Genomic DNA, 24,795 nt, shown 5'->3' on the forward strand with positions numbered 1-24,795 from the left:
CGTCACTTGTTCTTGTTGTAGACGTCGATGAACACCGCCGCCAGCAGCACCAGCCCCTTGATGACTTGCTGGTAGTCGATGCCGATGCCCAGGATCGACATGCCGTTGTTCATCACACCCATGATGAAGGCGCCGATCACCGCGCCCATCACCCGGCCCACGCCACCCGAGGCCGATGCGCCGCCGATGAAGCAGGCCGCGATCACGTCGAGCTCGAAGCCCAGGCCCGCCTTGGGCGTGGCCGTGTTGAGACGCGCCGCGAACACGAGGCCCGCCAGCGCCGCCAGCGCGCCCATGTTCACGAAAGTGAGAAATGCGAGCCGCTGCGTCTTCACGCCCGACAACCGCGCCGCCTTCTCGTTGCCGCCCAGCGCATAGATGCGCCGGCCGATGGTCGTGCGGTTGGTGACGAAGTCGTACACCACGATCAGCACCGCCATCACGATCAGCACGTTGGGCAGGCCCTTGTAGGTCGAGAGCAGGTAGCTGAAGAACAGGATGATGGCCGCGAAGAACAGGTTCTTCACGAGGAAGAATGCATACGGCTCCTGCTCCATGCCGTGCGCCGCCAGCTTGGCGCGCCCGCGCAGCTTGAAGAACACCAGCGCCGCGGCGGCCAGCGCACCCACGATCAGCGAGGTGGTGCGCAATGCATCGCCACCCAGCGGATCGGGAATGAAGCCCGAGCTGAGCCGCTGAAACTCCACCGGGAACGGCCCCACCGACTGCCCCGCCAGCAGCGCCAGCGTGAGCCCCTTGAACACCAGCATGCCCGCGAGCGTGACGATGAACGAAGGGATCTTGCGGAACGCCACGAACCAGCCCTGCGCCGCGCCGATGACCGCGCCCGCAAGAATGCTCACGATGGCCGTGGGCACGAAGTGCCACTCGTACTCCACCATCAGCACCGCAGCCAGCGCCCCGATGAAGCCGCACACCGAGCCCACCGACAGGTCGATGTGTCCCGCCACGATCACCAGCAGCATGCCCAGCGCCATGATGACCACGTAGCTGTTCTGCAGCAGCAGGTTGGTGAGGTTCAGCGGCCGCAGCAGCGTGCCGTCGGTCAGCACCTGGAACAGCACCATGATCGCGACCAGCGAGATCAGCATGCCGTATTCGCGCAGGTTGTTCTTCAGAAATCCGACATGCAGCTTCGGCGCTTCGGAAGCGGGAATGGCGGCCTTCACCGCGTTCACTTCAGGCTGCGACATGAACAGAGCTCCCCGCACTCACGATGGCGTGCATGATGCGTTCCTGCGAGGCCTCGGCCGCCGGAAACTCGGCGACGAAGCGCCCCTCGTTCATCACATAGATGCGGTCGCACATGCCGAGCAGCTCCGGCAGTTCCGAAGAAATCATGAGAATGCCTTTGCCCTCGCTCGCGAGCTGGTCGATGATGGTGTAGATCTCGTACTTGGCGCCCACGTCGATGCCGCGCGTGGGCTCGTCGAGAATCAGCAGTTCGGGCTTGGTGAAGAGCCACTTGCTCAGCACCACCTTCTGCTGGTTGCCGCCAGACAGGTTGACCACCAACTGCTCGACGCCCGAGCAGCGGATGTTGAGCGCCTTGCGGTACTCGTTGGCCACCTTGAACTCGCGCCCGTTGTCGATCACCGAAGATTCGGAAATCGCATCGAGATTCGCCAGGCTGATGTTCTTGCGGATGTCTTCCTCCAGCACCAGCCCCAGGCCCTTGCGGTCTTCGGTGACGTAGGCGATGCCGTGGTCGATGGCCTTGCGCACCGTGCTCACGTCCACCTGCTTGCCGTGCATGAACACCGAGCCGCTGATGCGCTGCCCGTAGGACTTGCCGAAAACGCTCATGGCCAGCTCGGTGCGTCCCGCGCCCATGAGGCCCGCAATGCCGACGATCTCGCCCTTGCGCACGTTCAGGCTCACGCCCTTGATCTGCTCGCGGTCGGCATGCAGCGCATGGTGCACGCGCCAGTCGCGCACCTCGAACACGGTCTCGCCGATCTTCGGGTCGCGCTGCGGGTAGCGGTGCGCCATGTCGCGCCCCACCATGCCGCGGATGATGCGGTCTTCGCTGATCGCCTGCCTTGCGCAGTTCATCGTCTCGACCGTGGCGCCATCGCGCAGCACGGTGATCGAATCGGCCACCTTGGCAATCTCGTTGAGCTTGTGCGAGATGAGGATCGACGCGATGCCCTGGCGCTTGAGCTCCAGCAGGAGCATCAGCAGCGCATCGCTGTCGTTCTCGTTCAGGCTGGCGGTGGGCTCGTCGAGTATCAGCAGCTTCACCTCCTTGGCCAGCGCCTTGGCGATTTCCACCAGCTGCTGCTTGCCCACGCCCAGGTCGGTTACCAGCGTGGTCGGCGGCTCCTTCAGGCCCACCTTGGAAAGCAGCTCGCGCGTCTTCGCGTACGCGGCAAACCAGTCGATCACGCCGCCGCTGGCAATCTCGTTGCCCAGGAAGATGTTCTCGGCAATGGACAGCAGCGGCACCAGCGCCAGCTCCTGGTGGATGATGATGATGCCGAGCTTCTCGCTGTCGGCAATGCCCCGGAAGCGGCGCAGCTCGCCCTCGAAATGGATCTCGCCGGTGTACGAGTCGCACGGGTAGACGCCGCTGAGCACCTTCATGAGCGTCGACTTGCCCGCGCCGTTCTCACCCACTACCGCGTGGATCTCCCCGGCGCGCACGCTGAGGTTGACGTTGCTCAGCGCCTTCACGCCGGGGAACGTCTTGGTGATGCCACGCATCTCGAGGATTGCACCAGCATCGGCGATGCTGCTTTCGATGCTCACTTGATCTGGCTTTCCTTGTAGTAGCCGCTGTCGACCAGCACCGTCTTCCAGTTCGACGCATCCACGCTCACTGGCTTCAGCAGGTACGAGGGCACGACCTTGATCCCGTTGTTGTAGGTCTTGGTGTCGTTCACCTCGGGCGTCTTGCCCGAGAGCATGGCGTCGACCATGGCCACCGTCACCTTGGCCAGCTCGCGCGTGTCCTTGAACACGGTGGAGGTCTGCTCCTTGCGCAGGATCGACTTGACCGAAGGCACCTCGGCGTCCTGACCCGACACGATAGGCATCGGCTGCGAGCCCGAGCCGTAGCCCACGCCCTTGAGCGACGACAGGATGCCGATGGACAGGCCGTCGTACGGCGACAGCACCGCGTCGACACGGTCCTTGGTGTAGTAGGCCGACAGCAGGTTGTCCATGCGCGCCTGTGCCACCGCGCCGTCCCAGCGCAGCGTACCGACCTTGTCCATGCCCATCTGCTTGCTGCGCACCACCAGCTTGCCGCTGTCGATGTAGGGCTTGAGCACCGAGAGCGCGCCGTTGTAGAAGAAGAAGGCATTGTTGTCGTCGGGCGAACCGCCGAACAGCTCGATGTTGAACGGACCCTTGCCGCTCTTGAGCCCCAGCGCGGCCTCGATCGACTGCGCCTGCAGCACGCCGACCTGGAAGTTGTCGAAGGTGGCGTAGTAGTCGACGTTCTTCGAGCCCTTGATGAGCCGGTCGTACGCGATGACCTTCACGCCCTTGTCGGCCGCCTTCTGCAGCACGTCGGACAGCGTGGTGCCGTCGATGGCCGCAATCACCAGCACCTTGGAGCCCTTGGTCACCATGTTCTCGATCTGCGCGAGCTGGTTGGGAATGTCATCGTCGGCGTACTGCAGGTCGGTCTTGTAGCCCTTGTCCTTGAAGTACTTGACCATGTTGGCGCCGTCGGCAATCCAGCGGGCCGACGACTTGGTGGGCATCGAGATCGCGATCAGGCCCTTGTCCTGCGCGTTGGCCAGTGGCGTGAAGCCGACGATGGCGAACGCGATGCCCGCGAGAGAGGCTTTGAGGAATTTGCGTTTCATGGGTGTGGGCTCTCAGTACTTGCGATTGGGAAACTCTTTCGCGGCAACTTCCATCGGGAAGATGCCCTCGACCGTCACGATGCGCTTGGGCAGCGTCTTGCCGTCCTTGATGTCTTTCACGGCCTGCATCAGCTGCGGCCCGAGCAGCGGGCTGCATTCGACCGACACGTTGAGCTTGCCGGCGATCATGGCTTCGAAGGCGCCCTTCACCCCGTCGATGGAGATGATGGTGATGTCCTTCGCCGGCTTCAGGCCGGCTTCCTCTATGGCCTGGATCGCACCGATGGCCATGTCGTCGTTGTGCGCGAACAGCACATTGATCTTCTTGCCCTCGGCCTTCAGGAAGGCTTCCATCACTTCCTTGCCCTTGGCGCGCGTGAAGTCGCCGGTCTGCGAGCGGATGATCTTGAACTTCGGGTCGGCCTTGATGATTTCCTCGAAGCCCTTCTTGCGATCGATGGCCGGAGCCGAGCCCACGGTGCCCTGCAGCTCGACGATGTTCACATCGCCCTTCTGGTCCTTCATCTTCTCGACCAGCCAGCGGCCCGCTTTGCGGCCTTCCTCGGTGAAGTCGGAGCCCATGAAGGTCACGTAGAGCGAGTCGTCCTTGGTGTTGACGGAGCGGTCGGTCAGCACCACCGGGATCTTGGCGGCCTTGGCCTCGCGCAGCACGGTTTCCCAGCCCGACTCCACCACCGGCGAGAACGCGATCACGTCCACCTTCTGTGCGATGTACGAGCGGATGGCCTTGATCTGGTTTTCCTGCTTCTGCTGCGCATCGGAGAACTTGAGATCGATGCCGGCCTCCTTGGCCGACGACTTGATCGACTCGGTGTTGGCGGTGCGCCATTCGCTCTCGGCCCCCACCTGTGCGAAGCCGAGCACCAGTTTTTTCTGCGCGAGCGCAGAGATGGGCAGCATGCCACTGAGGGCAGCAGCGGCGAGCGCGGTGTTGAGGGTGCGGCGATTCATGGTCATGGGATGTCTCCTTCTGTTGACTTGCTTGTTGAGAACCGTTTTTTCGTCGCGGCTCAGGCCAGCATGTAGCCGGTCTTCACCGTCGTGTAGAACTCCGCGGCGTGGCGCCCTTGTTCGCGCGGCCCGTAGCCCGACCCCTTGCGGCCGCCGAAGGGCACGTGGAAGTCCACCCCCGCGGTCGGCAGATTGACCATCGTCATGCCGACCACGGCATGGCGTCTGAAATGCATCGCGTGCTTCAGCGAATTGGTGCAGATGCCCGCGCACAGGCCGAAGGGCGTGTCGTTGCACAGCGCGAGCGCTTCGTCGTAGTCGTCGGCGCGCAGCACGCAGGCCAGCGGGCCGAAGATCTCCTCGCGCGCGATGCGGTGCGAGGGCTTGGCCAGGAACAGCGCGGGGCTCATGTAGTGGCCGACGGTGGCGCGCTCCAGCGCTTCGCCGCCCCACACATGCTCGGCGCCTTCTTCGCGCGCCACGTCGACCCAGGCGAGGTTCTGCGCCAGGCGTTCTTCGTCGGCCACCGGGCCGATGTCGACGCCGCGCTCCAGCGCGTGGCCGATCTTCAGTGTCTTGAGCCGCTGGCGCAGCTTTGCGACGAAGGCGTCGTGCACTGCCGCTTCGACGATGAGCCGGCTCGACGCGGTGCAGCGCTGGCCTGCCGAGAAGTACGCGCCCTGCACCGCGCAATCGACGGCGCGGTCGAGGTCGGCATCGGCCAGCACCACCAGCGCGTTCTTGCCGCCCGTCTCCAGCTGCACCTTGGCGCGCCTTGCGGCAGCGGCCTGCAGGATGCGCTCGCCATTGGCCATGGAGCCCGTGAAGCTCAGCGCATCGACCAGCGCGCTGTCGACCAGCGCCTGCCCCACTTCGCGGCCGCTGCCCATCACGAGATTGAAGGCACCGGCCGGCAAGGCGGCGCGGCTGATGATCTCGGTCAGCGCCCAGCCGCAGGCCGGCACCAGTTCGGCGGGCTTGAACACCACGCTGTTGCCATGGGCCAGCGCGGGCGCGATCTTCCACGCCGGGATGACAAAGGGCGAGTTCCACGGCGTGATGAGCCCCACCACGCCGACCGGTTCGCGCGTGACGTCGACCTGCACGCCCGCGCGCACCGAGGCCACGTTCTCGCCGCCGCCGCCGCGCAGGGCTTCGCCCGCGAAGAACTTGAAGATCTGGCCCGCGCGCGCCACCTCTGCAACGGCTTCGGGCAGGGTCTTGCCCTCCTCGCGCGCCAGCAGCAGGCCCAGGTCGTCCTTGCGTGCGAGCAGTTCGGCGCCGATGCGGTCGAGCACGTCGGCGCGCCGCTGCGGCGTGCTGTGGCTCCAGTGGGGAAAGGCCTCGGTGGCCGCGCGGATGGCGGCTTCGGCCTGGCGGCGATCGGCACGTGCGTACTCGGCCACCACTTCGCTGGTGTCCGAGGGATTGGCGCTCACACCCGTGGTCGCGCTGGTTTCCCAGCGGCCATTGATGTACTGCCGCACGTTCTGATGGAGCTCGCCGTGAATCACCGGGGCGCAGACCTTGTCTCTGTTGTTTTTGGAGTGCTGCGAGTCTATGAATAGATTTGATATCAATCCAATCGTTTTTTAAGCAAAATGGATATCGATCATCGGATTCTGGAAAACCCGATCAGTCCTTCGTTTCAAGAGACATGACCAACTACAACCACTGGTTCATCCGCGCCCGGCTCAAGACCCGGCAACTGCTGCTGCTCGTGGCCCTGGCCGAGGAAGGCAACATCCACCGCGCGGCGCAGGTGCTCAACATGACGCAGCCCGCCGCCTCCAAGCTGCTGAAAGACCTGGAAGACGTGCTGGAGGTGCCGCTGTTCGACCGCCTGCCGCGCGGCATGCGCCCGACCTGGTACGGCGAGACCATGATCCGCCACGCCCGCGTCGCGCTCGCGAGCCTGAACCAGGCGCACGACGAACTCACCGCGCTCAAGGCCGGCCGCTTCGGCCAGGTGAGCGTGGGCGCCATCACCGCTCCGGGCCTCACGCTGATGCCGCCCGCCGTGGCGATGGTGAAGCGCGAACAGCCCGATCTGCGCGTGTCGCTGGAGATCGAGACCAGCCCGGTGCTGATCGAGCGGCTCGAGCAGGGCAAGCTCGACATCCTGGTGGCGCGCCTCTTCGCCGAGCACGACAAGTCGCAGCTGCGCTACGAGGCGCTAAGCGAAGAGCCGGTGTGCGCCCTGGTGCGGCCGGGCCATCCGCTGCTGGGCGTGAGCGGGCTCACGCTGCGCGACGTGGTGAGCGCCGGCTGGATCGTGCCGCCCGCGGGCAGCGTGCTGCGCCACCGCTTCGAGCTGATGTTCCAGGAAGAAGGCCTGGCGCCGCCGACCAACACCATCGAGAGCCCTGCCCTGCTCTTCATCACGCGCATGCTGCAGCAGAGCGACATGGTGGCCGTGCTGGCGACCGACGTGGCGCGCTACTACGCCGCGCACGGCATCGTGTCGCTGCTGCCGCTGGACATGCCCTGCCACATGGACGCCTTCGGCATCATCACGCGCACCGACCGGCTGCTGTCGCCGGCGGCGAAGGTGATGATGAAGGCGCTGAAGACAGCCAGCATGAGCGTCTACGGACGCAAACTCGAAATCGATTGACCGGATTCATTCGCGGAATGCCGCGGAACCGGCTTTGCCGGGCCGCTGGCATTGCCCCCGGCGAGGGGGTTGGCGAAGCGACACGAAGTGCGCGAAGCCTGGGGGAGTGCCTGATTACGTCCAGCCTGCGTCGACGGTGAACTCTTGAGCGGTGCACATCTTCGCGTCGTCAGACGCGAGGAACAGCACCATGCGCGCGATGTCTTCCGGCATCAGCTTGTCGGGCAGGCACTGGTTGCGCTGCAAGGCCTTCTCGCCCTCTTCATCGAGCCACAGCTTCACCTGCCGCTCGGTCATCACCCAGCCGGGCGACACGGTGTTGATGCGAATACGGTCACGCCCCAGATCCACCGCGAGCCCGCGCGTGAGGCCGTTCACCGACGACTTGGCGATTGCATAGCAGGGGTAGCCCGAGCCCTTGGTCTGCCAGCCCGTCGAGCCCAGGTTGACCACCGAGCCGAAGCCCAACCGCTTCATGCCCGGCACCACCGACTGGATCGCGAACAGCGCGGGCCGCTCGTTGATGGCCATGCGGTTGTCGTAGTAGTCGGGCGTGACCGATTCGAGCGTGTGGCGGTCGTCGCTTGCCACGTTGTTGACCAGCACCGCGAAGTCGCCGAGTTCGGCTGCTGCGTCGGCAATGGCCTTCTGCAGTGAGGCGATGTCGCGCACGTCGCAGGCGCGCCACCATGGCGCCGCGTGGCCGGCCTCCTTGATCTGCTGCGCGAGCGCCGCGCTGGCGCCCTCGGCAATGTCGACGAAGGCCACGCGCGCGCCCTGCGCCGCGAATGCGGCGACGATGGCCGCACCGATGCCGCTGCCGCCACCGGTGACGAACACCGTGCGGTCCTTCAGGCTGGGATGAATGGAAAGCTGGGGGGAATTCAAGAAAAGTCTCCGAGGTACGCATCACACGACATTGCAATATGAATATCAGTTGATGCCAGTATTTTCAATTTCCGTTATCAATATGCCTTGATACGATCCGCCGCGTCAAGAAGACATCACAAGGAAAGAACAAATGAAAGAGACAAGCCCCTCCCTCCCGTTGCCCGCGCCTTCGGTCGCAGGCGAGCCCGAATGCATCTGGCCCGCCGGCGCCGAGCTCGGCGAGGGCACGCTCTGGTCGCAGCGCGAACAGGCGCTCTACTGGATCGACATCCTCACGCCGCGCCTGTTCTGGTTTCGCCCCGCCGACGGTGCACGACGGGCCTGGACCTTCGACGAAGAGATCACCGCGATTTCCGAGCGCGCAACGGCGCCGGGCCTGATCCTCACGCTGCGCCGCGGCTTCGCGCTTTTCGACACGACACAGCTGCCTGGTGCCGGCGCCAAGCCGCACTACCTGCACCAGCCCGAACCCGAGCGCACCGGCAACCGCTTCAACGACGGTAAGTGCGACGCTCGTGGCCGCTTCTGGGCCGGCAGCATGGACTTCGACTGCAAGGCCCCCACCGGCGCGCTCTACCGCTACAACGCCGACGGCCGCTGCACAAAGCACGACGACGGCTTCGAAGTGACCAACGGCCCGACGTGGTCGGCCGACGGCCGCACCATGTACTTCAACAACACGGTGCTGAACAATCTCTACGCCTACGACTTCGACATGGAAGCCGGCACCGTGTCGAACCGGCGCGTGTGGCACCGCTTTCCGAAACCCGATGGCCTGCCCGACGGCATGACCACCGACGCGGCCGGCCGCTTATGGATCGCGCACTGGGGCGGCTCCTGCGTAACGTGCCATGACCCGGTGAGCGCAGCCGAGCTGTGCCGCATCGCGCTGCCCGCGAGCCACGTCACCGACTGCGCTTTCGGCGACGCCGATCTGCGCACGCTCTACATCACGACTGCACGCAACGGGCTCACTGCAGAGCAGCAGGCGGCCGAGCCGCTGGCGGGTGGGTTGTTCAAGGTGCGCATCGACAGCCCCGGCGTGCCAGCGGCGCTGTTCGCAGGCTAGAGCACCTCTCTATGCACGAAAGAATGATCGCGCACTAGTTCACGCAAAGCGCAGACACCTGATGCGGTGTCATTGCCGTTGGCACATGGGCTCCCAGAATCCCGCCCAAACAAGTTCTTCGCCCTCGGCACGAGAGGCGATCACTATCCAGGGAGCCCAATGTCCAACTTCGACGGCGCGCACGTGCGCGCCCTGCTGCCATGAAGCGGCGGGTAAGCATCCGCACGCCTGCGGGCGATGCAATTCAATTCCACCGCCTTGCGGGCCGCGAGGCACTGAGCCAGCTCTACAGCTTCGACCTCGACCTGCTGGGCAGCGACAACGCAATTGATCCGAATGCGATGCTGGGCAAGTCCGCCAGCGTTGCCATCAAGACCGAACGCGGCGGAGTGCGATACCTCGACGGCATCGTCACCAGATTCGGTCTTGCGCGCGAAGACGACCGACACTGCTTCTACAGGATGCAGCTGCGCCCATGGCTGTGGCTGGCCACGCGCCGCAGTGATTTCAGGATCTTCCAGGACCAGAGCGTTCCCGAGATCATCACAGCCGTGCTGGAGCGCTACGACTACCCGCTCGAGCAGAAGCTCAGCCGCGACTACCGGCGCTGGGACTACTGCGTGCAGTACGGAGAGAGCGACTTCGACTTCATCTCCCGGCTCTGCGAACACGAGGGCCTGTACTACTTCTTCCGCCACGAAGAAGGGCAGCACGTGCTGGTCTTCGCCGACGACATCGCCAGTTCGCACGGGCCGCTGCCCGGCGGCGAAGAGCTCCGTTTCCATATCGACGAACAAGCCGGCATGACCGGCGGCCTCGATGCAGGCGAGCGCATCTACGAATGGGCAGCTTGCGAAGAAGTCCGGTCCGGCCGTTTCCTGCACGACGACTACGACGACCTGCACCCCAAGGCAGACCTGAGCCAGTCGCAGCACAAGCCAGGCGGCCACGACCACGACCGCTACGAGCTGTACGAGTGGCCCGGCGGCTACACCCGGCTCGCAGACGGTGAAGCCTATGCGGCCATCCGCAACGAAGAACAGCTGAGCGAGCGCAGCCGCGCAAGTGGCCGCTCCAACAGGCGCGACCTTGCGCCGGGTTTCACCATGCGCCTGGCAGAGCATCCCCGCACCGATCAGAACCGGCAATACCTGCTGCTCGGCGTGAGCTACGACCTTCAGGAAAACCTCAGGGCCACCGAAGGCACGCAGACCTCCGAAGGCTCCGTCCAGCGTTTCGCCTTCGACGTGCAGCCCACGAGCAATCCGTGGCGGCCCCGTCGCACAACGACCAAGCCCCGCACCCACGGCCCACAGACCGCCGTCGTGGTCGGCCCGTCCGGCGAGGAGATCTGGACCGACCAGTACGGCCGCATCAAAGTGCAGTTCCACTGGGACCGCATCGGCCAGAACAACGAGAACTCCAGTTGCTGGATGCGCGTGTCCTCAAGCTGGGCAGGCGCGAACTTCGGCGAGGTGGCGCTGCCGCGCATCGGGCAGGAGGTAATCGTCGACTTTCTCAACGGCGACCCGGACTACCCCGTCGTCATCGGCCGCGTGCACAACGCCGACCGGATGCCGGCATGGGCCCTGCCCCACCAGAAGCATCTGGCCGGCTACCGCAGCCGCGAACTCGGCGGCGGTGAGCGCGGCAACCATCTGGCGCTCGACGACACAAGCGGCAAGGTACAGGCCCAGCTCAAGAGCGACCACCTGAGCAGCAGCATCAGCCTGGGGCACATCGGCCGCATCGAGGGTACGGCTGGGCGCGAAGACGACCGGGGCCAGGGCTTCGAGCTGCGCACCGATGGGCACGGCGCCATTCGCGCCACGGCCGGCCTGCTCGTCACCACCGAATCGCGCCCGAACGCGCAGGCGCACATCACCGACATGCGCGAGACAGTGGCGCGGCTCACGCAGGGGCGCGACCTGCACGAAGGCCTGAGCCAGATGGCGCAGGAGGCCAAGGCGCACGACTCGGGCGATCAGGACGAAGTGGCCCGGAAACTGAAGGAACAGAACGATGCCATCAGGGGAAGCGGCATCGACCCGGAGCAAGGCCAGTTCCCCGAATTCCGGCAACCGCACCTGACGCTGGCCAGCCCGGCAGGCATCCAGGCCACGGCGCACGGCTCGACGCACATTGCCAGCATGGGGCACAACGCGCTCACCAGCGGCGGGCACACCAGCATCAGCGCAGGCAAGAGCTTTCTTGCAAGCGCGAGGGATGCGGTGCGCCTGTTCGCCTTCAAGGCCGGCATCCGCCTGATTGCCGGCAATGCGGATATCGACGTCCAGGCCCTGCGCAACAGCATCAACCTCCTGGGCAGACTCAACATCAAGCTCGAGGCTGAGCGCATCACGATCACGGCCAAGGAAGAAGTGCTGATCACTGGCGGCTCCAGCTTCAGCCGTTGGAACGCGCAGGGCATCGTGCACGGCACCAGTGGGCTGTGGCGCGAGCATGCGGCGACCCACAGCCTGATGGGGCCGGCCAGGCGCACACCTGACGTTGTGAACCGGGATGTGAAGGCGGCTTTCGATCGGGAGCTCATCTTCCATCAACTCGACGAGGAGAACACGGCTGCAGCCAAGCAGGTTTTCAGGCTCACACGCGGCGACGAATCGCCGACGCCGGAGCCCATGGCCTCATCCGATGCCGCCGGGCTTCCCCGCGCACACACGAACGCCTCCGGTGCAATCACCGGCGCCGACGGCACCACGCAATTGCAGCGCTCTGATAGTCCCGAGGTCTACAGAGTGCTCTGGATGGGGAGGAAGAAATAATGGCTGTTCAAGGCAAAGAAGAAGACATCTGGCTGGATCTCAGCCTCGGTATAGGTGGCTTCGCGGATGTGGCCGTTGTCACGACACCCGTGGCCGACAAACGCAAGGTGCGCGTGCGCGTTCCGCCGGGCAAGCTCATCCCCATCGTGTTACTGCCCGGCATCATGGGCAGCAACCTGCGGCTATCCAAGGCGCGACAGGCATTGCTCAAGCGCAGCGACAACATCGCCTGGCGACCCGACGATATTGCGGACGGCTGGAACCGACGCAACGCCGAACCGGCCGACCGCCAGATGCGCCTGGACCCCGACGAAGTGGAAGTTGACCGCTATGAAGTCACCGACGACGGCACCGGTCGCTTCGATGCCACGGGCGACGCTACCGTCAGCTCCGACAAGCGCCACGACAACGTGCCCGACGATCTGGGTCGCGTCGGAAAGCTGCTGATCGACGACCCCAAGGCCGACCCGAACCATCCGCTGGCGAACAACAGGCTGAGCTTCACGGCCGCGCAGAAGGCCCGCGCGCGCGGCTGGAGCGAGGTGATGTTCAAGGCCTACGGCGACATCATTAAGCGCATGGAGTACCAGCTCAACGACATGCTGCGAGGCCACGGCGCAAACGCAAAGCTCTCTCCGATCTGGACTTCCGCAGGCAACCACCCCGGGCCGGTACGGTCCGAACGCGCGGTCATGCGCGACCCCTCGGCCTTCGGCGCCACGGGGGCGGCAGCGCTGACCGAGGCCGATATCAAGAAGATCGGCAACTGCTGGTACCCAGTGCACGCCTTTGGCTACAACTGGCTCAAGAGCAACGGCGACGAGGCCAGGTCACTGGCACCCAGGATCGAAAAACTCATACAGACGTACAACGAGAACGGCTTCGACTGCCCGGGTGTGATCCTCGTGACCCACAGCATGGGCGGCATCCTGGCACGCGCGCTGATTCATCCCGACTACGGCAACATCAAAAGCAAGGTGCTGGGCATCGTCCACGGCGTGATGCCCACGACCGGCGCAGCGGCGGCCTACAAGCGCATGCGCGCGGGCTTCGAGGGCGGCGGCTTCGAGGACAACATCATCCAAGGCGTGCTCGGGGACGATGGCGCAAAGGTGACTGCCGTGCTGGCCAATGCGCAGGGCGGACTGGAACTACTGCCTGCGGCCGCCTACGGAACACAGTGGCTGCACGTACAGGATCAGAACGGCAACTTTCTGGCCAAGCTCCCCCAGGGCAATGCGGTGGACGAAATCTATACGCAGGGGCCGCAGAAGTGGTGGCGATTGATCAATCCGGAGTGGATTGATCCGGCTGGGCAACTCAGAAAGCCTCCGAAAGAAGGAGGCAAGACCAAGAACCAGATAGGCCCAGAAGCAACGATGAAGCGCGTCAGGGAGGCGATGAGATTCGCCAACGCCATCGAGAACACGTTCCATGAGCGTACCTATGCCCACTACGGCAACGATCCAAAGCACTTGGCCTGGAACGAGGTGTCATGGCGCGTTGTTGATGGGGATGCGGCGAAGGCGGGTGACCCGGCGAACTGGACGATCGTGCCCGGTGAGAAGGGTGACAACAAGACAGGCCTGCTGAAGGTGCGTGGTAACTACGGCGTGGAACTCATATTGAAACTTCAGCCGCCCATTGCCGCGGCCGATGGCACGGTCCCGGTGGAGCGCAGTGCGAGCAAAGTGAAGGCCAAGGTCAAGTTCACCCAGCGCGGATACGACCATCAAGACAGCTACAAGAACCTGGATGCCGGTGCCTCGACGCTCTACGGCATCGTGCGCATCGCCAACGAGTTCGATCCACCGTGGTGGGACAAGAAGGACTGAAGTGCCCCACTCCAATCATGAACAAGGAAACAACCTGATGACAAACCCTCGCATCGAGCGACTGTTCGAGCACACCAAACTGCTGTGCTTCGGGCGCTATGTATTGACGGCACCTGTGGAGTCGCGCCTGGCCTTCGGCAGAGACTTCCCAACCTTGCCTAATCAAGCCAACGACATAGAGAAGGTGATGGAGTCCGAGAGGAAGAAGATCTTGAAGGCGGACAAAACAGCTGAGATCACCTATTTTGGCAAGGGGCCGACTCCGACCACGTGGTTAATTCGCTCGTTCGAGAACGTGTCAGCAAAAGAGCTGGAATTGGAAGAGTTCCATTTTTACTATGTCGTTGGGCCACATATTTTTCTGGATGGTGATGCAACAGCCAAGAGCCAAAACATAAGCGTCGACTATTTGCTCAAGGATGCAGTGGAGACTGCGAAGAACCTCCGCTCCCGTGAACCCGACGAAGTGCCTACCGAACAAGGTCTTTGCCACGAGTTCGGCTTCCGTCGACTGGATGGCTCCAAAGGCAACGTGCTCACGCAAGTTGGCCTCCACATGGCGGCACTACCTGACGTGGTCTTCAGCGTCCAAAGCAACCAGACCATCAACGCCAACTTCCCCGGCAACAACGACGGCCTGCTCAAACTCATCGCCGACCGCAAGCGCGAGGCTGGCAGCAGATACCCCAAGCTCACAACCTTGCGCGAGGGCAAGAAGAAGATTCACGGCTGGGACGGCGAAGAGTCGCTGGTGCGCCGCCCCGACGGCACGCAGGACTTCGAGTGGATGTTCATCGGCGAGAACGGCGGCAGCGTCGCGCGCCCCGGCAATCTGAGCGTGGCGATGCGCACCAAGGTCCAGGCAGACCGCGTCGGCGCGGCCGCGGCCTCTTCGCTCAACGACGAAGAGGCCATCGCGCTGTGGGACAAGCTGCTCGACGGCCTGAAGTTCCGCGTGGCGGTGCCGGGTGCGCCTGCCGATGCGGTAGCGATCAGATGAGGACGTCCACGATGACATCGAAGCAACACCCGACACGACGCAAGGCGCTGCAACTAGCGACGGGCGCCGTGGCGATGGGGGCGCTGCCTATTCCAGCGCTCGCGCGACTTAAGACCATTGCCGGACTAACTGGACCATCGAGCAATGTGCTGTGGAGTCCCATGGACGATGCCCCGCGCATTGGGACGCGCCCCTCTGATCGACATGTCAATGACGAACCCTCGCATTGAACGGCTGTTCGAGCACACCAAGCTGCTGTGCTTCGGACGCTATGTACTGACAGCCCCTGTGGACTCGCGCTTGGCCTTTGGGCGCGACTTCCCGACCCTACCCAACCAAGCCAAGGACATCGAGAAGGTGATGGATGCCGAACGGGCGAAGATTCTGGCGGCATACAAGACGGCCGAAATCACCTACTTCGGCAAGGGACCAGCGCCGAACACATGGCTGATTCGATCGTACGAAGACAAGTTTGCGAAGAAACGTGAACTGGAGGGCTTTGTTGTTTACTACATCGTAGGATCGCACATCTTTGTCGGAGGAGGTGCGACGGCAAAGAGCTCAAACACAACCGCGGATTCGATCCTTCAACGAACCGTTGATGTCGCAAAAAACTTGCGCGCTCGTGAACCCGACGAAGTACCTACCGAACAAGGGCTATGCCACGAGTTCGGATTCCGTCGACTGGATGGCTCCAAAGGCAACGTACTGACGCAAGTCGGCCTCCACATGGCTGCATTGCCCGACGTCGTCTTCAGCGTCGAGAGCAACCAGACCATCAACGCCAAGTTTTCTGGCAACACCGACGGCCTGCTCAAACTCATCGCCGACCAGAAGCGCGAGACGGGCAGCAGGTACCCCAAGCTCACAACCTTGCGCGAGGGCAAGAAGAAGGTCCACGGCTGGGACGGCGAAGAGTCTCTGGTGCGCCGTCCCGATGGCACGCAGGACTTCGAGTGGATGTTCATCGGCGAGAACGGCGGCAGCGTCGCGCGCCCCGGCAATCTGAGCGTGACGATGCGCACCAAGGTCCAGGCAGACCGCATCGGTGCAGCCAAAGCCTCTTCGCTCAACGACGAAGAGGCCATCGCGCTGTGGGACAAGCTGCTCGACGGCCTGAAGTTCCGCGTGGCGGTGCCAGGTGCACCTGCCGATGCGGTGGCAATCAAGTGAGCAGATCAGGGAGGAATCAATCAATGACGAAAAACATCATGAATACGGGTGACGCTCCGTCTGACCCGAAGGCGGCCTCGACTCTTTCGCGCCGGCGTGCCTTGCAGGCCGTAGGGACCATGGCTGCATTGCCCTTTTGCCCTGTGGTGCTGGCCTATGCCGAGCCAGCGCATGCGGCGCAGTTCGTGGCCAACAGGCTGTGGCAACCAACAGCACATCCGATTTCCAGCCGTCGCGGACCGCTCGAGGCTCTGTGAAGTGATTCAGATTGCGGCGATGGCTTCACGCGAAGAAGCGGTGCTCCGTCGCACTGCGAAACACCTCCCCCGGCCGCAGCACCGTAGACGGAAACCCAGGCTGATTCGGTGAATCCGGATAGTGCTGCGTCTCCAGGCACAACCCGTCCCCCTGCCGCAGACTTGCACCCGCGCTGCCCATGAGGCTTCCGTCGAGAAAATTGCCCGAATAGAACTGCACGCCGGGCTCGCTGGTATGCACTTCCATCACGCGGCCTGTGGCCTCGTGCTCCAGCCGTGCCGCCAGAGCAAGGCCGCGATCGACCTGAGCACGGTCCAGCACCCAGTTGTGGTCGTAGCCATGCGCAAGCAGCAACTGTTCGTGGTCTTCGCGGATGCGCTCTCCGATGTGCGTTGCAGTACGAAAGTCGAACGGCGTCGAAGCCAGGTCGGCGATGCCTGTCGGAATCAGCGTCGCATCCACTGGGCAATAACGGCTCGCGGGAATCGTCAGCCGGTGGTCCATCACCGAGCCGCTGCCCGCGAGGTTGAAGTAGTCGTGGTGGCTCAGGTTCAGCACGGTGGGCTTGTCGGTCAGGGCGCTGTAGTCGATGCGCCATGTGTTGGCGTTCGCGCTCAGCGTGTAGCGCACCGTCAGCTGTACCTCGCCGGGGTAGCCTTCTTCGCCGTCGGCGCTGGTGTAGCGCAGCTCGATGGCGATGTCGTCGCCGGCCTCTTGCGCCGACAGCGGCACGATCTCCCAGAAGCGCGTGCCGAAGCCCTTGGCGCCGCCGTGCAGCGAGTTGACGCCATCGTTCAGCCCCAGCTGATGCACCGTGCCGTCGAGCGTGAAGCGCCCCGCCGCGATGCGGTTCGCGAAGCGTCCGACGATGGTGCCGAAGTGCGGATGCGGCTTGCGGTAGTCGGCGAGTGTCGGCAAGCCCAGCACGATGTTCGCGCTGTGCCCATCGCGGTCGGGCACGCGCAATGCGGTGACGATGCCTCCGTGGTTGATGGCACTCAGGCTCAGGCCGCGGCCGTTGTCCAGGGTGTATTCGGTGACGGCGCGGCCGTCGGGCATGCGGCCGAACTCGCGCGATGTGATGCTGTTGCTCATGTGTCTCCTGCCTGCCGGAATTGTTTAGGGGAACAACGCCTCGCGCGCGCACTGCGAAGCGGTGCGCAGCGCGATGCGGTCCTTGAGGTCATGGTAGTCGGGCGGCTCGGCGGCGTGCGTGCGCAGTTCGATGCGATGGCCGGCCTTGGACACGGCGTCGGCAAAGCGCTCCTGCAGCGCGAAGGGCGTGTTCCTGTCTTCGCGATTGCCGATCAGCACGATGCGTCGCGCCGGGTCGCGCACGATGCCGACGACATGGTCCATCGGGTCGTAGAACTGCGTGCTGCCCGTGGTGTCGGTGCGACCGTCTCTCGAGCGGCCCAGCATGCGCGCGCGCTCCAGCAGGCCGTAGGCGCCCGAAGTCAGCACCGCGCAGGCCACGCGCGTGCGGCCTAGCGTGAGCAGCGCAGCGCCTGCGGTGGCGCCGCCGCTGTGGCCGACGATGACGATGCGCTGCAGCCTGTGGCGCTGCATGAGCGCGTCGAGTGCCGCATCGAGTGCGTGAAACTCCACCAGCTGCCGGCGCTTGCGGTGGTCGCCCGACGATCCGTACGTGCCGGGCCGCGCCACGAAGATCCACGGCACGCCCGCTCGATCGCGGCTGCGCTGCGCATCGAGCGTGCGCAGGTCTTCGGTGTTATCGGGAATGCGCGTGGGCGCCTGGTCCATCACGCTGTCGCGGTCGCCCGAGAACTGCACGATGGCGATGCGCGCGCCCTCGATGTCGTCGCTCGCGAAGTAGCGGATGCAGGCGGGGCCCTCTGCGGTCTGCACCCACAGGTAGCTGTTGCGGTCGGGGCAACTGGCGCGGTCGGCGGGCTGGTTCCAGTGCAGCACTTCGTCGTTGGCCGCGGCAAAGGGCCGAGGCACGTCGGGGCCGGTGCGCTGCGCGCAGGCGGCCTGCGCCAGCGCGAGCAGCACGAGGGCGCCACGCGCGCACCGCAAAAAGAAGAGGCCCGGTTTGGTCATAGCCGTTGCAGCAGTGCGGGGATGCTACCGAAGTCGGATCGGTCGCGGTCGCCCTTCACCAGCACCAGGTCGCCGTCGCGCAAGAAGCCTTCGAGGTAGTTCGCGAGCTGCACGGCGTTGTCGAAGTGCGGGCCGAGCAGTTCGGTGGGCACTTCCTCGCGCAGCCAGCGCATCTCTTCGCCGTGCGTCACGAGGTGCTGGATGCCTGATGCCAGCAGCGGCGCGGCCAGGCTGCGGTGCATGGCCTCGGCGTCGTTGTCGAGGTTGACGATGCGCCCGAGCACGCCGATCTTGCGCACCACGGGGCCGTTGCTCTCCGCGCGCTTCCAGGTGCGCACGAACTCCATTGCGTTGTGCATCGACATGACTTCGGCGTTCCAGCTGTCGTCGATCAGCGTGGCCTGCACGCCGGCCTGCGTGCGCAGCGCGCGCACCTGCATCACCGAGGCCGGCAGGCGCACATGCGGCATGCGCGCGCAGGCGGCTTCGCCATCGAAGCCCATGGCCAGCAAAGCCGCGAACGCGAGCGCCGAGTTGCGCACCAGCCCCGCACTCTCGACCGGGAACAGGTACTCCAGCGTGCGCCCCGGCACGGCAATGCGCACGCGGCAGCCGCCACCGGGCTCGGGCCGGGTGTCGACAATGCGCACGTTGGCGTCGGGCCCGGTGCCCACCACCCAGATGGCGCCCGCCGTGCGCGCGGCCGCTGCCACCACCTGCTGCAGGCAGGCAATGTGATCGGGCACGATCGCCACGCCGCCGGGCTCCAGCCCCAGGAAGATGCGCGATTTGTATTCGGCCGTGAGCTCCAGCGTCGAGGCCTGGCGCGTCTGCGACAGGCCGATCTCTGTGATGAGTGCCACGTGCGGCCGCGCCACCAGCGAGATCGGGCCGCGGTCCATCCACAGCCCGCTCTGCGCCATTTCGAGGATGCACACATCCACGTCGGACCCGAGGTTGGCCAGCATGGCGGGCACGCCGACGCGCGAGTTGTAGTTGTCGATGGTGGTGTGCACGCGCGCGCGCTCGGGCAGCAGGTCGCGCAGCATCGCGATGGTGGACGACTTGCCTACCGTGCCGGTCACGCCCACCATCAAGCCCTTGTAGCGCGACCGCGCGGCAGCGCCCATGGCGAGCATCGCGGCAATGGGGTCGTCCACCTGCAGCAGCGGGAAGGCCGGATCGAGCCCGTCCACCGCGTGCGCGACCACGGCGCCTGCCAGCTCGGAGTGCAGGCGGGGCAATTCGAGGTGGCGGTCCCAGTTGTCGGTGCGCGGCTTGCTGTAGTTCTCGTGCGCGGCCAGTGTGCGGTAGTCGGAGGCGATGAAGAGCGAGGGCTTCGGCAGCAGTTCCATGTGGACCGGCCCGCGCACCACCGAGTTGGCGAACCAGCCCGGCGGCGGCTCGACGAGCCAGCGGCCACGCGTGGCTTTTTTCAGTTGCTCGGCAGTCCACACAGGCGCGGGGTCGGGGCCCGCACCGGGGCGGTCGGCCATGAGCACGGGCGCGGCGCGTTCCGGCAGCGGCGTGGGAGCGTCCGGCACGCGCAGGCCGCACCACAGCGCGAGACGACGTGCGGGCGGCAGGTCGGGCAAGTCGCCGCGCACGCTCACTTCGAGCTGCAGCACGTCACTTTCGAGCAAGCTGCCGCGCGGCGGGCGCAGGCCGTAGCGGTCGCGGTAGATGCGGCCGGGCTCCCAGCGGCTGGTGGGCCACATCCAGTCGCAGGGGTCGTGATCCATGCTCTCGCCCCAGGGCGGCATGCGGGTGCTGCGCATCGGCATCGCGCGGAAGTACAAGCGCAGGTCGGCCGCGACGGCCTCATCAGCGGTCCAGAAAGATTCGACCCACAGTATGCGGCGCCCGACGATCTGCCGCGGCGTGCAGCGCAGGCCCACGAGGCGCAGCGGGCCGATCTGCAGCGGCGTGATGCGCGCGTCGTCGGGCACCACGTCGACCAGCCATTCGGGCCGTGGCACATGCACTCGCTCAACGACAGGCGCCGGGCTGAAGACCGGAGCGGCTGCGGAGGCCAGGTCGGGCTGGAAGGCAGGCCGCTCGGGCGGCGACAGTCGCACCATGCAACGGCCGCCAGACACCGGCAGCATCTCCGTGCCAAGCGCGCGGCATTGCGCAGCAAAGCGTTCGCTCAAAGCCTGGGCCTTGTCTCCTTCGAGCTGGCGCGAGAAGCCGAAGCCGATGCCAATGGGCGTGAACATCACCTCCTCGACGCCGCGCGGGCCCAGCGTCAGCGAGAACACGCCCGAGTCCCCGAAGTCGTTGCGCACCGAGTCGAACAGCAGGTCACCGGCGTCATGCAGGATCGGCCGGCCGCGATAGATCTCGATGCCCTGCAGCACATGCGCCGAAGTACCGAGGATCGCGTCCGCGCCGGCATCGACGATGGCGTGGCCGACGGCGATCTCGGCTTGCGTGGGTTCGGTCTCGAGGTTGGCGCCCCAATGCACCGCCACCAGCACCACGTCGGCTTCGCGGCGCGCGGCCTCGATGCGCGGCACGAGCGTGGCGGTCCACGCGGCCGGGTCGTCCAGTGGCAGCCACGCGGCGCCCGCACGCTCGGCGGTGGCGGCAAATTCCGGCTGCGTGGCGTCGAGCGAAAACAGCGCCACGCGCAAGCCGCCCGCGCGCCGGAACGCCGGCCGCAGCGCGGCCTCCAGCGTGCGGCCGGTGCCGGCATGAGCGATGCCCGCGGCGTCCAGCAGGCCCTGCTGCTCCATGAGCGCATCGGGGCCGTAGTCGCCGCTGTGGTTGTTGGCGGTGGTGACCATGCCGATGCCGGCCTCGGTCAGCACCGCGAGCATTTCGGGGCGGGCGCGGTAGTAGTAGGGCGCGGTCTCGTCCTTGTCGACGCCCTGCTCGCCGACGGTGGCGACCACGCATTCGAGGTTCGCGATGCGCAGGTCGGCCTCGCGCAGCGCGGCGATGCCGCCGAGCATCTTTTTCGCGCCGCCGAGTTCGTGCAATCGGTAGTGCTGGCGGCGCGAGAGATTCACGTCACCGCCGCAGGCAACGATGCCGGTAGCTGTTGTTGCTTGCGTGTCTTGCTGTGCCTCGCGCTCCTTCAGCATCCGGTGGTACGCCACATACCCCGAGAGGTAATGCTCCACGTCGTCGATGCGCACGCGAAAGCTGTGGTGCTTGATGAAGAACGAGCCGGCAATGCGCGCCGGGTTGCGGAAGAACATCGCCAGCTCGGGCCAGAAGTGGCCATTGGCGAGGTAGCGCGCGCGGTACGCCAGCGCGCGATCGAACTTGTCGCGGTCGAGCCCGGCCAGCAACGGGCGCAATGCGGGGTCGGCTTCGAGCCGCAGCACCATGTCGCGCGCGGCCATCATCAGTTCGAGCAGCGTGGGAAAGGTGGTGATGCGCTCCAGCACGAAGTCGAGATAGCCCGCCACGTTCTGCAGGCCGAACTGGTAGTAGCGCGTCTCGGGCCGGTAGCGCGTGAGTTCGTTGACGCAGTAGCTCAGCCAGTGGTCGTGCGCGCGCCAGTGTTCGGCGGCAATGAAATGATCGAAGGCCTTCTCGACGACAGCGAGCCAGCGCTCGTCGCGCGTGAGGCCATACAACCGCATCAGACCGAAGGCCGCTTCGCCGTCGTAGTAGATGACGCGGAACCTGTCCTTCACGTCGAGCGCGGGCGCATTCAGCACGTGCACGAAGCTGCCCGTCTCCGCGTCCTGCATGTGGCGGATGCCGAGCGCGAGCTGCTCCAGCAGCGGCAGGTATTTCCTGTCGCCGGTGAGCTCGGTGTACTTGACCAGTGCGAGCAGGCACACAGCGTTGCCGCCGAGCTTGATCTCGCTGCCGATATCCAGCAGATAGGCAGCGCGTGTGCCGTCCGGCAGATGGGCCGGGCGGATCAGCGTGCCGGTGAGGAAGGCCAGCGAGCGGTCGATGGCTGCCTTGAGCGTGTTGTTGCGCGTGAACTCCCATGCTTCCAGCATCGCGTAGGTGGAGCTGGCGTGGCGCAGCGTGTTGTAGGTGGGGATGGCGCGGTCGAAGCAGGGAAACCAGCCGTAGTGGAACTCGCCCGTGGGCTGAACCTGTTCGGCGAGGTAGTTTCCGGCGTTGTCGACCAGCGCGTGGATCTGCTGTGCGTTCCACTCGCGCAGCTCGCGAAAGCCGGCCGCCTGGCCTTCTGCGGTGATGGGCCATGCGCCCTTCGCGTCCACGTACACGGCCCGCGTGGTGAAGCACCAGACGGGCGCTGCGTCGTCCGCGGGAAAGTCGATCTCGCGGCCGAAGCGACGCTTGCAGTGCAGGCGCAGGTTGCCGGTGTTGGGCTCGGCATGCTCCACGTCGCCGTTGTAGAGGATCGCGCTGCCGTGCATTTCCTGCGCGAGCAGCGCGAACTCGAAGCGCGCATCGAAGGCGATGCCTTCGTTGAAGTAGTTGCGCTTGGTTTTGGCCAGCTTCGCCTTCAGCGCGGCCCAGCTCATGGGCGTGACCTTATCGACCACTTCGGCGCGCAGGTGCAGTGGTGTCTGGCCGGTGCGTCTGGCTTTCTCGGTGGCGGCGCGCCATGCGGCATCGATGTCTGCGCCGCGCCCCGAGACCACGCGAGCCCGGCTGTCGTCTTCACCAGTGGCAAGGAACACCACGCACCCTGCTTCGCCGGTGGCGGGCGTTGCCGCGGGCAGCACACCCGCCGGGTCCGCCAGGGCTTGTCTGGCGCGATTCAACAGATCGGCAAGAAAATTCTTCGAGTCGTTATTCATGCAGCCGCGAATGATGACAGGCCCAAGCGTGGCCTGCCATCCCGGCAATCCATGGAAACCGACTGCAAGCCGGCCCCGATCTGACGACCGTCAGCTGACCGCCGACTGACCGCGCGGCTACAGCCGCAGCAGCTCGACGCGACGGTTCTTCGCGCGACCTTCTTCGTTGGTGTTCGGCGCCACCGGCTCCTTGGAACCGGCGCCGCGCGAAGTGAAGCGCCGCGCATCGAGCCCCGTCCTCGCAAGCGCAGCAATGACCGACACGCTGCGCCGGCGCGAGAGGTCGGCGTTATGCGGCTCTTCGCCTTGCGCGTCAGTATGGCCCACCACCTGCACGCGCAGTTGCGGGTTGCTGCGCATGAGCTTGGCGATCTCGTCGAGCGTGGGCTGCGAGTCGGGCTTGATGCTGTCCTTGTCGAGGTCGAAGTGAATGCCGTAGAGGCTGATGCGGCCGTTCTCCGCCAGCCCCTTCTGCATGGCCGTGGCATCGACGAAGACGATCTTGTCGGACTCCATCGCCTTGCTCTCGACCACGCGCACGAAAGCAAAGTTGCCGCGGCTGTTGCCTTCGGCAAGCGCGATGCTGGCGTAGACCCTTCCGTTGGGGCCGTCATATTGCGCGAGCAGGTAGCGGCCGCTGTTGTCGAAATAGTTGCTCACGAACTGGCGGCCGCGGCCGATCATCGGCCACTCGGGCGTGTCGATGGTGTTGGCCAGCACCGAGACGTCGGTGAACGGCGTTTCGCGGTCGGGGTCTTTCTTGTAGCAGCTGCTGTCGGTGGTGGCGCACGCGAACAGTGTCTGGAAGCCCTTGGCTTTGAGGGCGGCCTCGTAGTTGCGTTGCACTTCAAGCAGCGAGCGGCCGTCGGGCAGGCGGTAGTAGTAGAGCGAGACCTTGCCCGCGACTTGCAGCAGCCGTGGCTTGGGCACGGGGTCGCCCCAGTTCTGGATCGGTTCGCGCAGCAGGCCGACTTCGTCGTAGTCCTTGCTCTGGAAGGCGTCCATCACCGAGCCTTCGTAGCGACCGACCAGCGGGTGGTCTTTGGCGGGCTCGGCGGCCGATGCGAGGGTGGCGGTCGCGAGCAGTGCGGCACACGCCAGTAGTTGTTGCAGGCGCCGGCCGAAGTTGGGCCGGAACGCGGAGGGTGAATGAGCCATGTGTGGTTGTCCGTTTTCCATGCGAATCGCGCCTCGGATGAGGCGCGATTCGAAGGTATCGGCGGCTCGTTGCGCGGGCAATAAGCCGTTTGGCATGTCTGTTAAGAAGAAGCTTTTAAGAATGGGCACTGGGGGTGCAAATAGCGCCGACTTCGGGTGTGTTCAGTTCATTCAGGGTGCGTGCGAATGACACCGGGTACTCCCCTCCGCGAATGTCCCCCGGCCTGCGGCCTCCTCCTTTATTTCGCTGCGGGGAGCACCCGGTGCCATTCGCACATGGGCGCGGCTGTTGTGCTGGCCGATCAACCAGTGCTCTGAACGATCACGTCGATGGTGTGCTCTGCGCAGCGAAATAAAGGAGGAGGCCGCAGGCCGGGGGACATTCGCGGAG

General features: G+C 65.2%; 17 protein-coding genes. 7 read left to right on the plus strand and 10 right to left on the minus strand.

Features of this window, described 5'->3' with window-relative positions; all coding sequences use genetic code 11:
* Positions 1-2 precede the first annotated feature (2 nt).
* The 5 genes from mmsB to ACSFCA_RS23530 are packed head-to-tail and all read right to left on the minus strand — an operon-like array spanning position 3 to position 6,325.
* Positions 3-1,214, minus strand: coding sequence for a multiple monosaccharide ABC transporter permease (mmsB, locus tag ACSFCA_RS23510; RefSeq protein WP_258351108.1), 1,212 nt, complete (start codon positions 1,212-1,214; stop codon positions 3-5).
* The gene (mmsA, locus tag ACSFCA_RS23515; protein ID WP_258355355.1) at positions 1,201-2,727 is read right to left on the minus strand and encodes a multiple monosaccharide ABC transporter ATP-binding protein; all 1,527 of its coding nucleotides are present in this window, start codon (positions 2,725-2,727) and stop codon (positions 1,201-1,203) included. Before mmsA ends, mmsB begins: the two co-directional genes overlap by 14 nt.
* Positions 2,728-2,768: 41 nt before the next feature.
* Positions 2,769-3,839: a multiple monosaccharide ABC transporter substrate-binding protein gene (gene chvE, locus ACSFCA_RS23520; protein ID WP_093048199.1), complete on the minus strand. Its 1,071-nt coding sequence runs from the start codon at positions 3,837-3,839 to the stop codon at positions 2,769-2,771.
* 12 nt (positions 3,840-3,851) lie between these two features.
* A complete protein-coding gene (locus ACSFCA_RS23525) occupies positions 3,852-4,817 on the minus strand; it encodes an ABC transporter substrate-binding protein (protein WP_258351109.1) in 966 nt (321 codons plus the stop codon).
* A gap of 53 nt (positions 4,818-4,870) precedes the next feature.
* Positions 4,871-6,325 (minus strand): aldehyde dehydrogenase family protein, encoded by a 1,455-nt coding sequence (locus ACSFCA_RS23530; protein WP_354339136.1) that lies wholly within the window; start codon positions 6,323-6,325, stop codon positions 4,871-4,873.
* A 143-nt stretch (positions 6,326-6,468) separates the two neighbouring features.
* Between ACSFCA_RS23530 and ACSFCA_RS23535 the strand changes: the two genes are divergently transcribed.
* Positions 6,469-7,428 (plus strand): LysR family transcriptional regulator, encoded by a 960-nt coding sequence (locus tag ACSFCA_RS23535; RefSeq protein WP_258351111.1) that lies wholly within the window; start codon positions 6,469-6,471, stop codon positions 7,426-7,428.
* Between the two features lie 114 nt (positions 7,429-7,542).
* Here ACSFCA_RS23535 and ACSFCA_RS23540 read toward each other — a convergent pair whose 3' ends face one another.
* Entirely contained in the window at positions 7,543-8,316 is a 774-nt protein-coding gene (locus ACSFCA_RS23540) for an SDR family NAD(P)-dependent oxidoreductase (protein WP_435460968.1), read from the minus strand.
* Between the two features lie 133 nt (positions 8,317-8,449).
* Between ACSFCA_RS23540 and ACSFCA_RS23545 the strand changes: the two genes are divergently transcribed.
* From ACSFCA_RS23545 to ACSFCA_RS23570, 6 genes are all read left to right on the plus strand, one after another.
* Positions 8,450-9,388 (plus strand): SMP-30/gluconolactonase/LRE family protein, encoded by a 939-nt coding sequence (locus ACSFCA_RS23545; protein ID WP_435460969.1) that lies wholly within the window; start codon positions 8,450-8,452, stop codon positions 9,386-9,388.
* 200 nt (positions 9,389-9,588) lie between these two features.
* Entirely contained in the window at positions 9,589-12,174 is a 2,586-nt protein-coding gene (locus tag ACSFCA_RS23550; RefSeq protein WP_435460970.1) for a type VI secretion system Vgr family protein, read from the plus strand.
* Positions 12,174-14,009 (plus strand): esterase/lipase family protein, encoded by a 1,836-nt coding sequence (locus ACSFCA_RS23555; protein WP_435460971.1) that lies wholly within the window; start codon positions 12,174-12,176, stop codon positions 14,007-14,009. Before ACSFCA_RS23550 ends, ACSFCA_RS23555 begins: the two co-directional genes overlap by 1 nt.
* A gap of 37 nt (positions 14,010-14,046) precedes the next feature.
* A complete protein-coding gene (locus ACSFCA_RS23560) occupies positions 14,047-15,009 on the plus strand; it encodes a T6SS immunity protein Tli4 family protein (protein ID WP_435460972.1) in 963 nt (320 codons plus the stop codon).
* Between the two features lie 210 nt (positions 15,010-15,219).
* Positions 15,220-16,182 (plus strand): T6SS immunity protein Tli4 family protein, encoded by a 963-nt coding sequence (locus ACSFCA_RS23565; RefSeq protein WP_435460973.1) that lies wholly within the window; start codon positions 15,220-15,222, stop codon positions 16,180-16,182.
* Between the two features lie 23 nt (positions 16,183-16,205).
* The gene (locus ACSFCA_RS23570) at positions 16,206-16,439 is read left to right on the plus strand and encodes a hypothetical protein (protein WP_143047712.1); all 234 of its coding nucleotides are present in this window, start codon (positions 16,206-16,208) and stop codon (positions 16,437-16,439) included.
* Positions 16,440-16,464: 25 nt separating this feature from the next.
* Here the strand turns inward: ACSFCA_RS23570 and ACSFCA_RS23575 are convergent, their stop codons facing one another.
* The 4 genes from ACSFCA_RS23575 to ACSFCA_RS23590 all read right to left on the minus strand — a co-directional run bounded on the left by ACSFCA_RS23575 (position 16,465) and on the right by ACSFCA_RS23590 (position 24,404).
* Positions 16,465-17,535, minus strand: a complete 1,071-nt coding sequence (locus tag ACSFCA_RS23575) for an aldose epimerase family protein (protein ID WP_435460974.1) — start codon at positions 17,533-17,535, stop codon at positions 16,465-16,467.
* Between the two features lie 24 nt (positions 17,536-17,559).
* On the minus strand, positions 17,560-18,504 hold the full coding sequence (locus ACSFCA_RS23580) for an alpha/beta hydrolase family protein (protein ID WP_258351119.1): 945 nt from the start codon (positions 18,502-18,504) through the stop codon (positions 17,560-17,562).
* Positions 18,501-23,246 (minus strand): CapA family protein, encoded by a 4,746-nt coding sequence (locus tag ACSFCA_RS23585; protein WP_435460975.1) that lies wholly within the window; start codon positions 23,244-23,246, stop codon positions 18,501-18,503. Before ACSFCA_RS23585 ends, ACSFCA_RS23580 begins: the two co-directional genes overlap by 4 nt.
* A 117-nt stretch (positions 23,247-23,363) precedes the next feature.
* Positions 23,364-24,404: an OmpA family protein gene (locus ACSFCA_RS23590; RefSeq protein WP_435460976.1), complete on the minus strand. Its 1,041-nt coding sequence runs from the start codon at positions 24,402-24,404 to the stop codon at positions 23,364-23,366.
* Positions 24,405-24,795 lie beyond the last annotated feature (391 nt).

The organism is Variovorax multivorans (assembly GCF_051216835.1).
In the GTDB taxonomy this organism is placed as follows: domain Bacteria; phylum Pseudomonadota; class Gammaproteobacteria; order Burkholderiales; family Burkholderiaceae_C; genus Variovorax.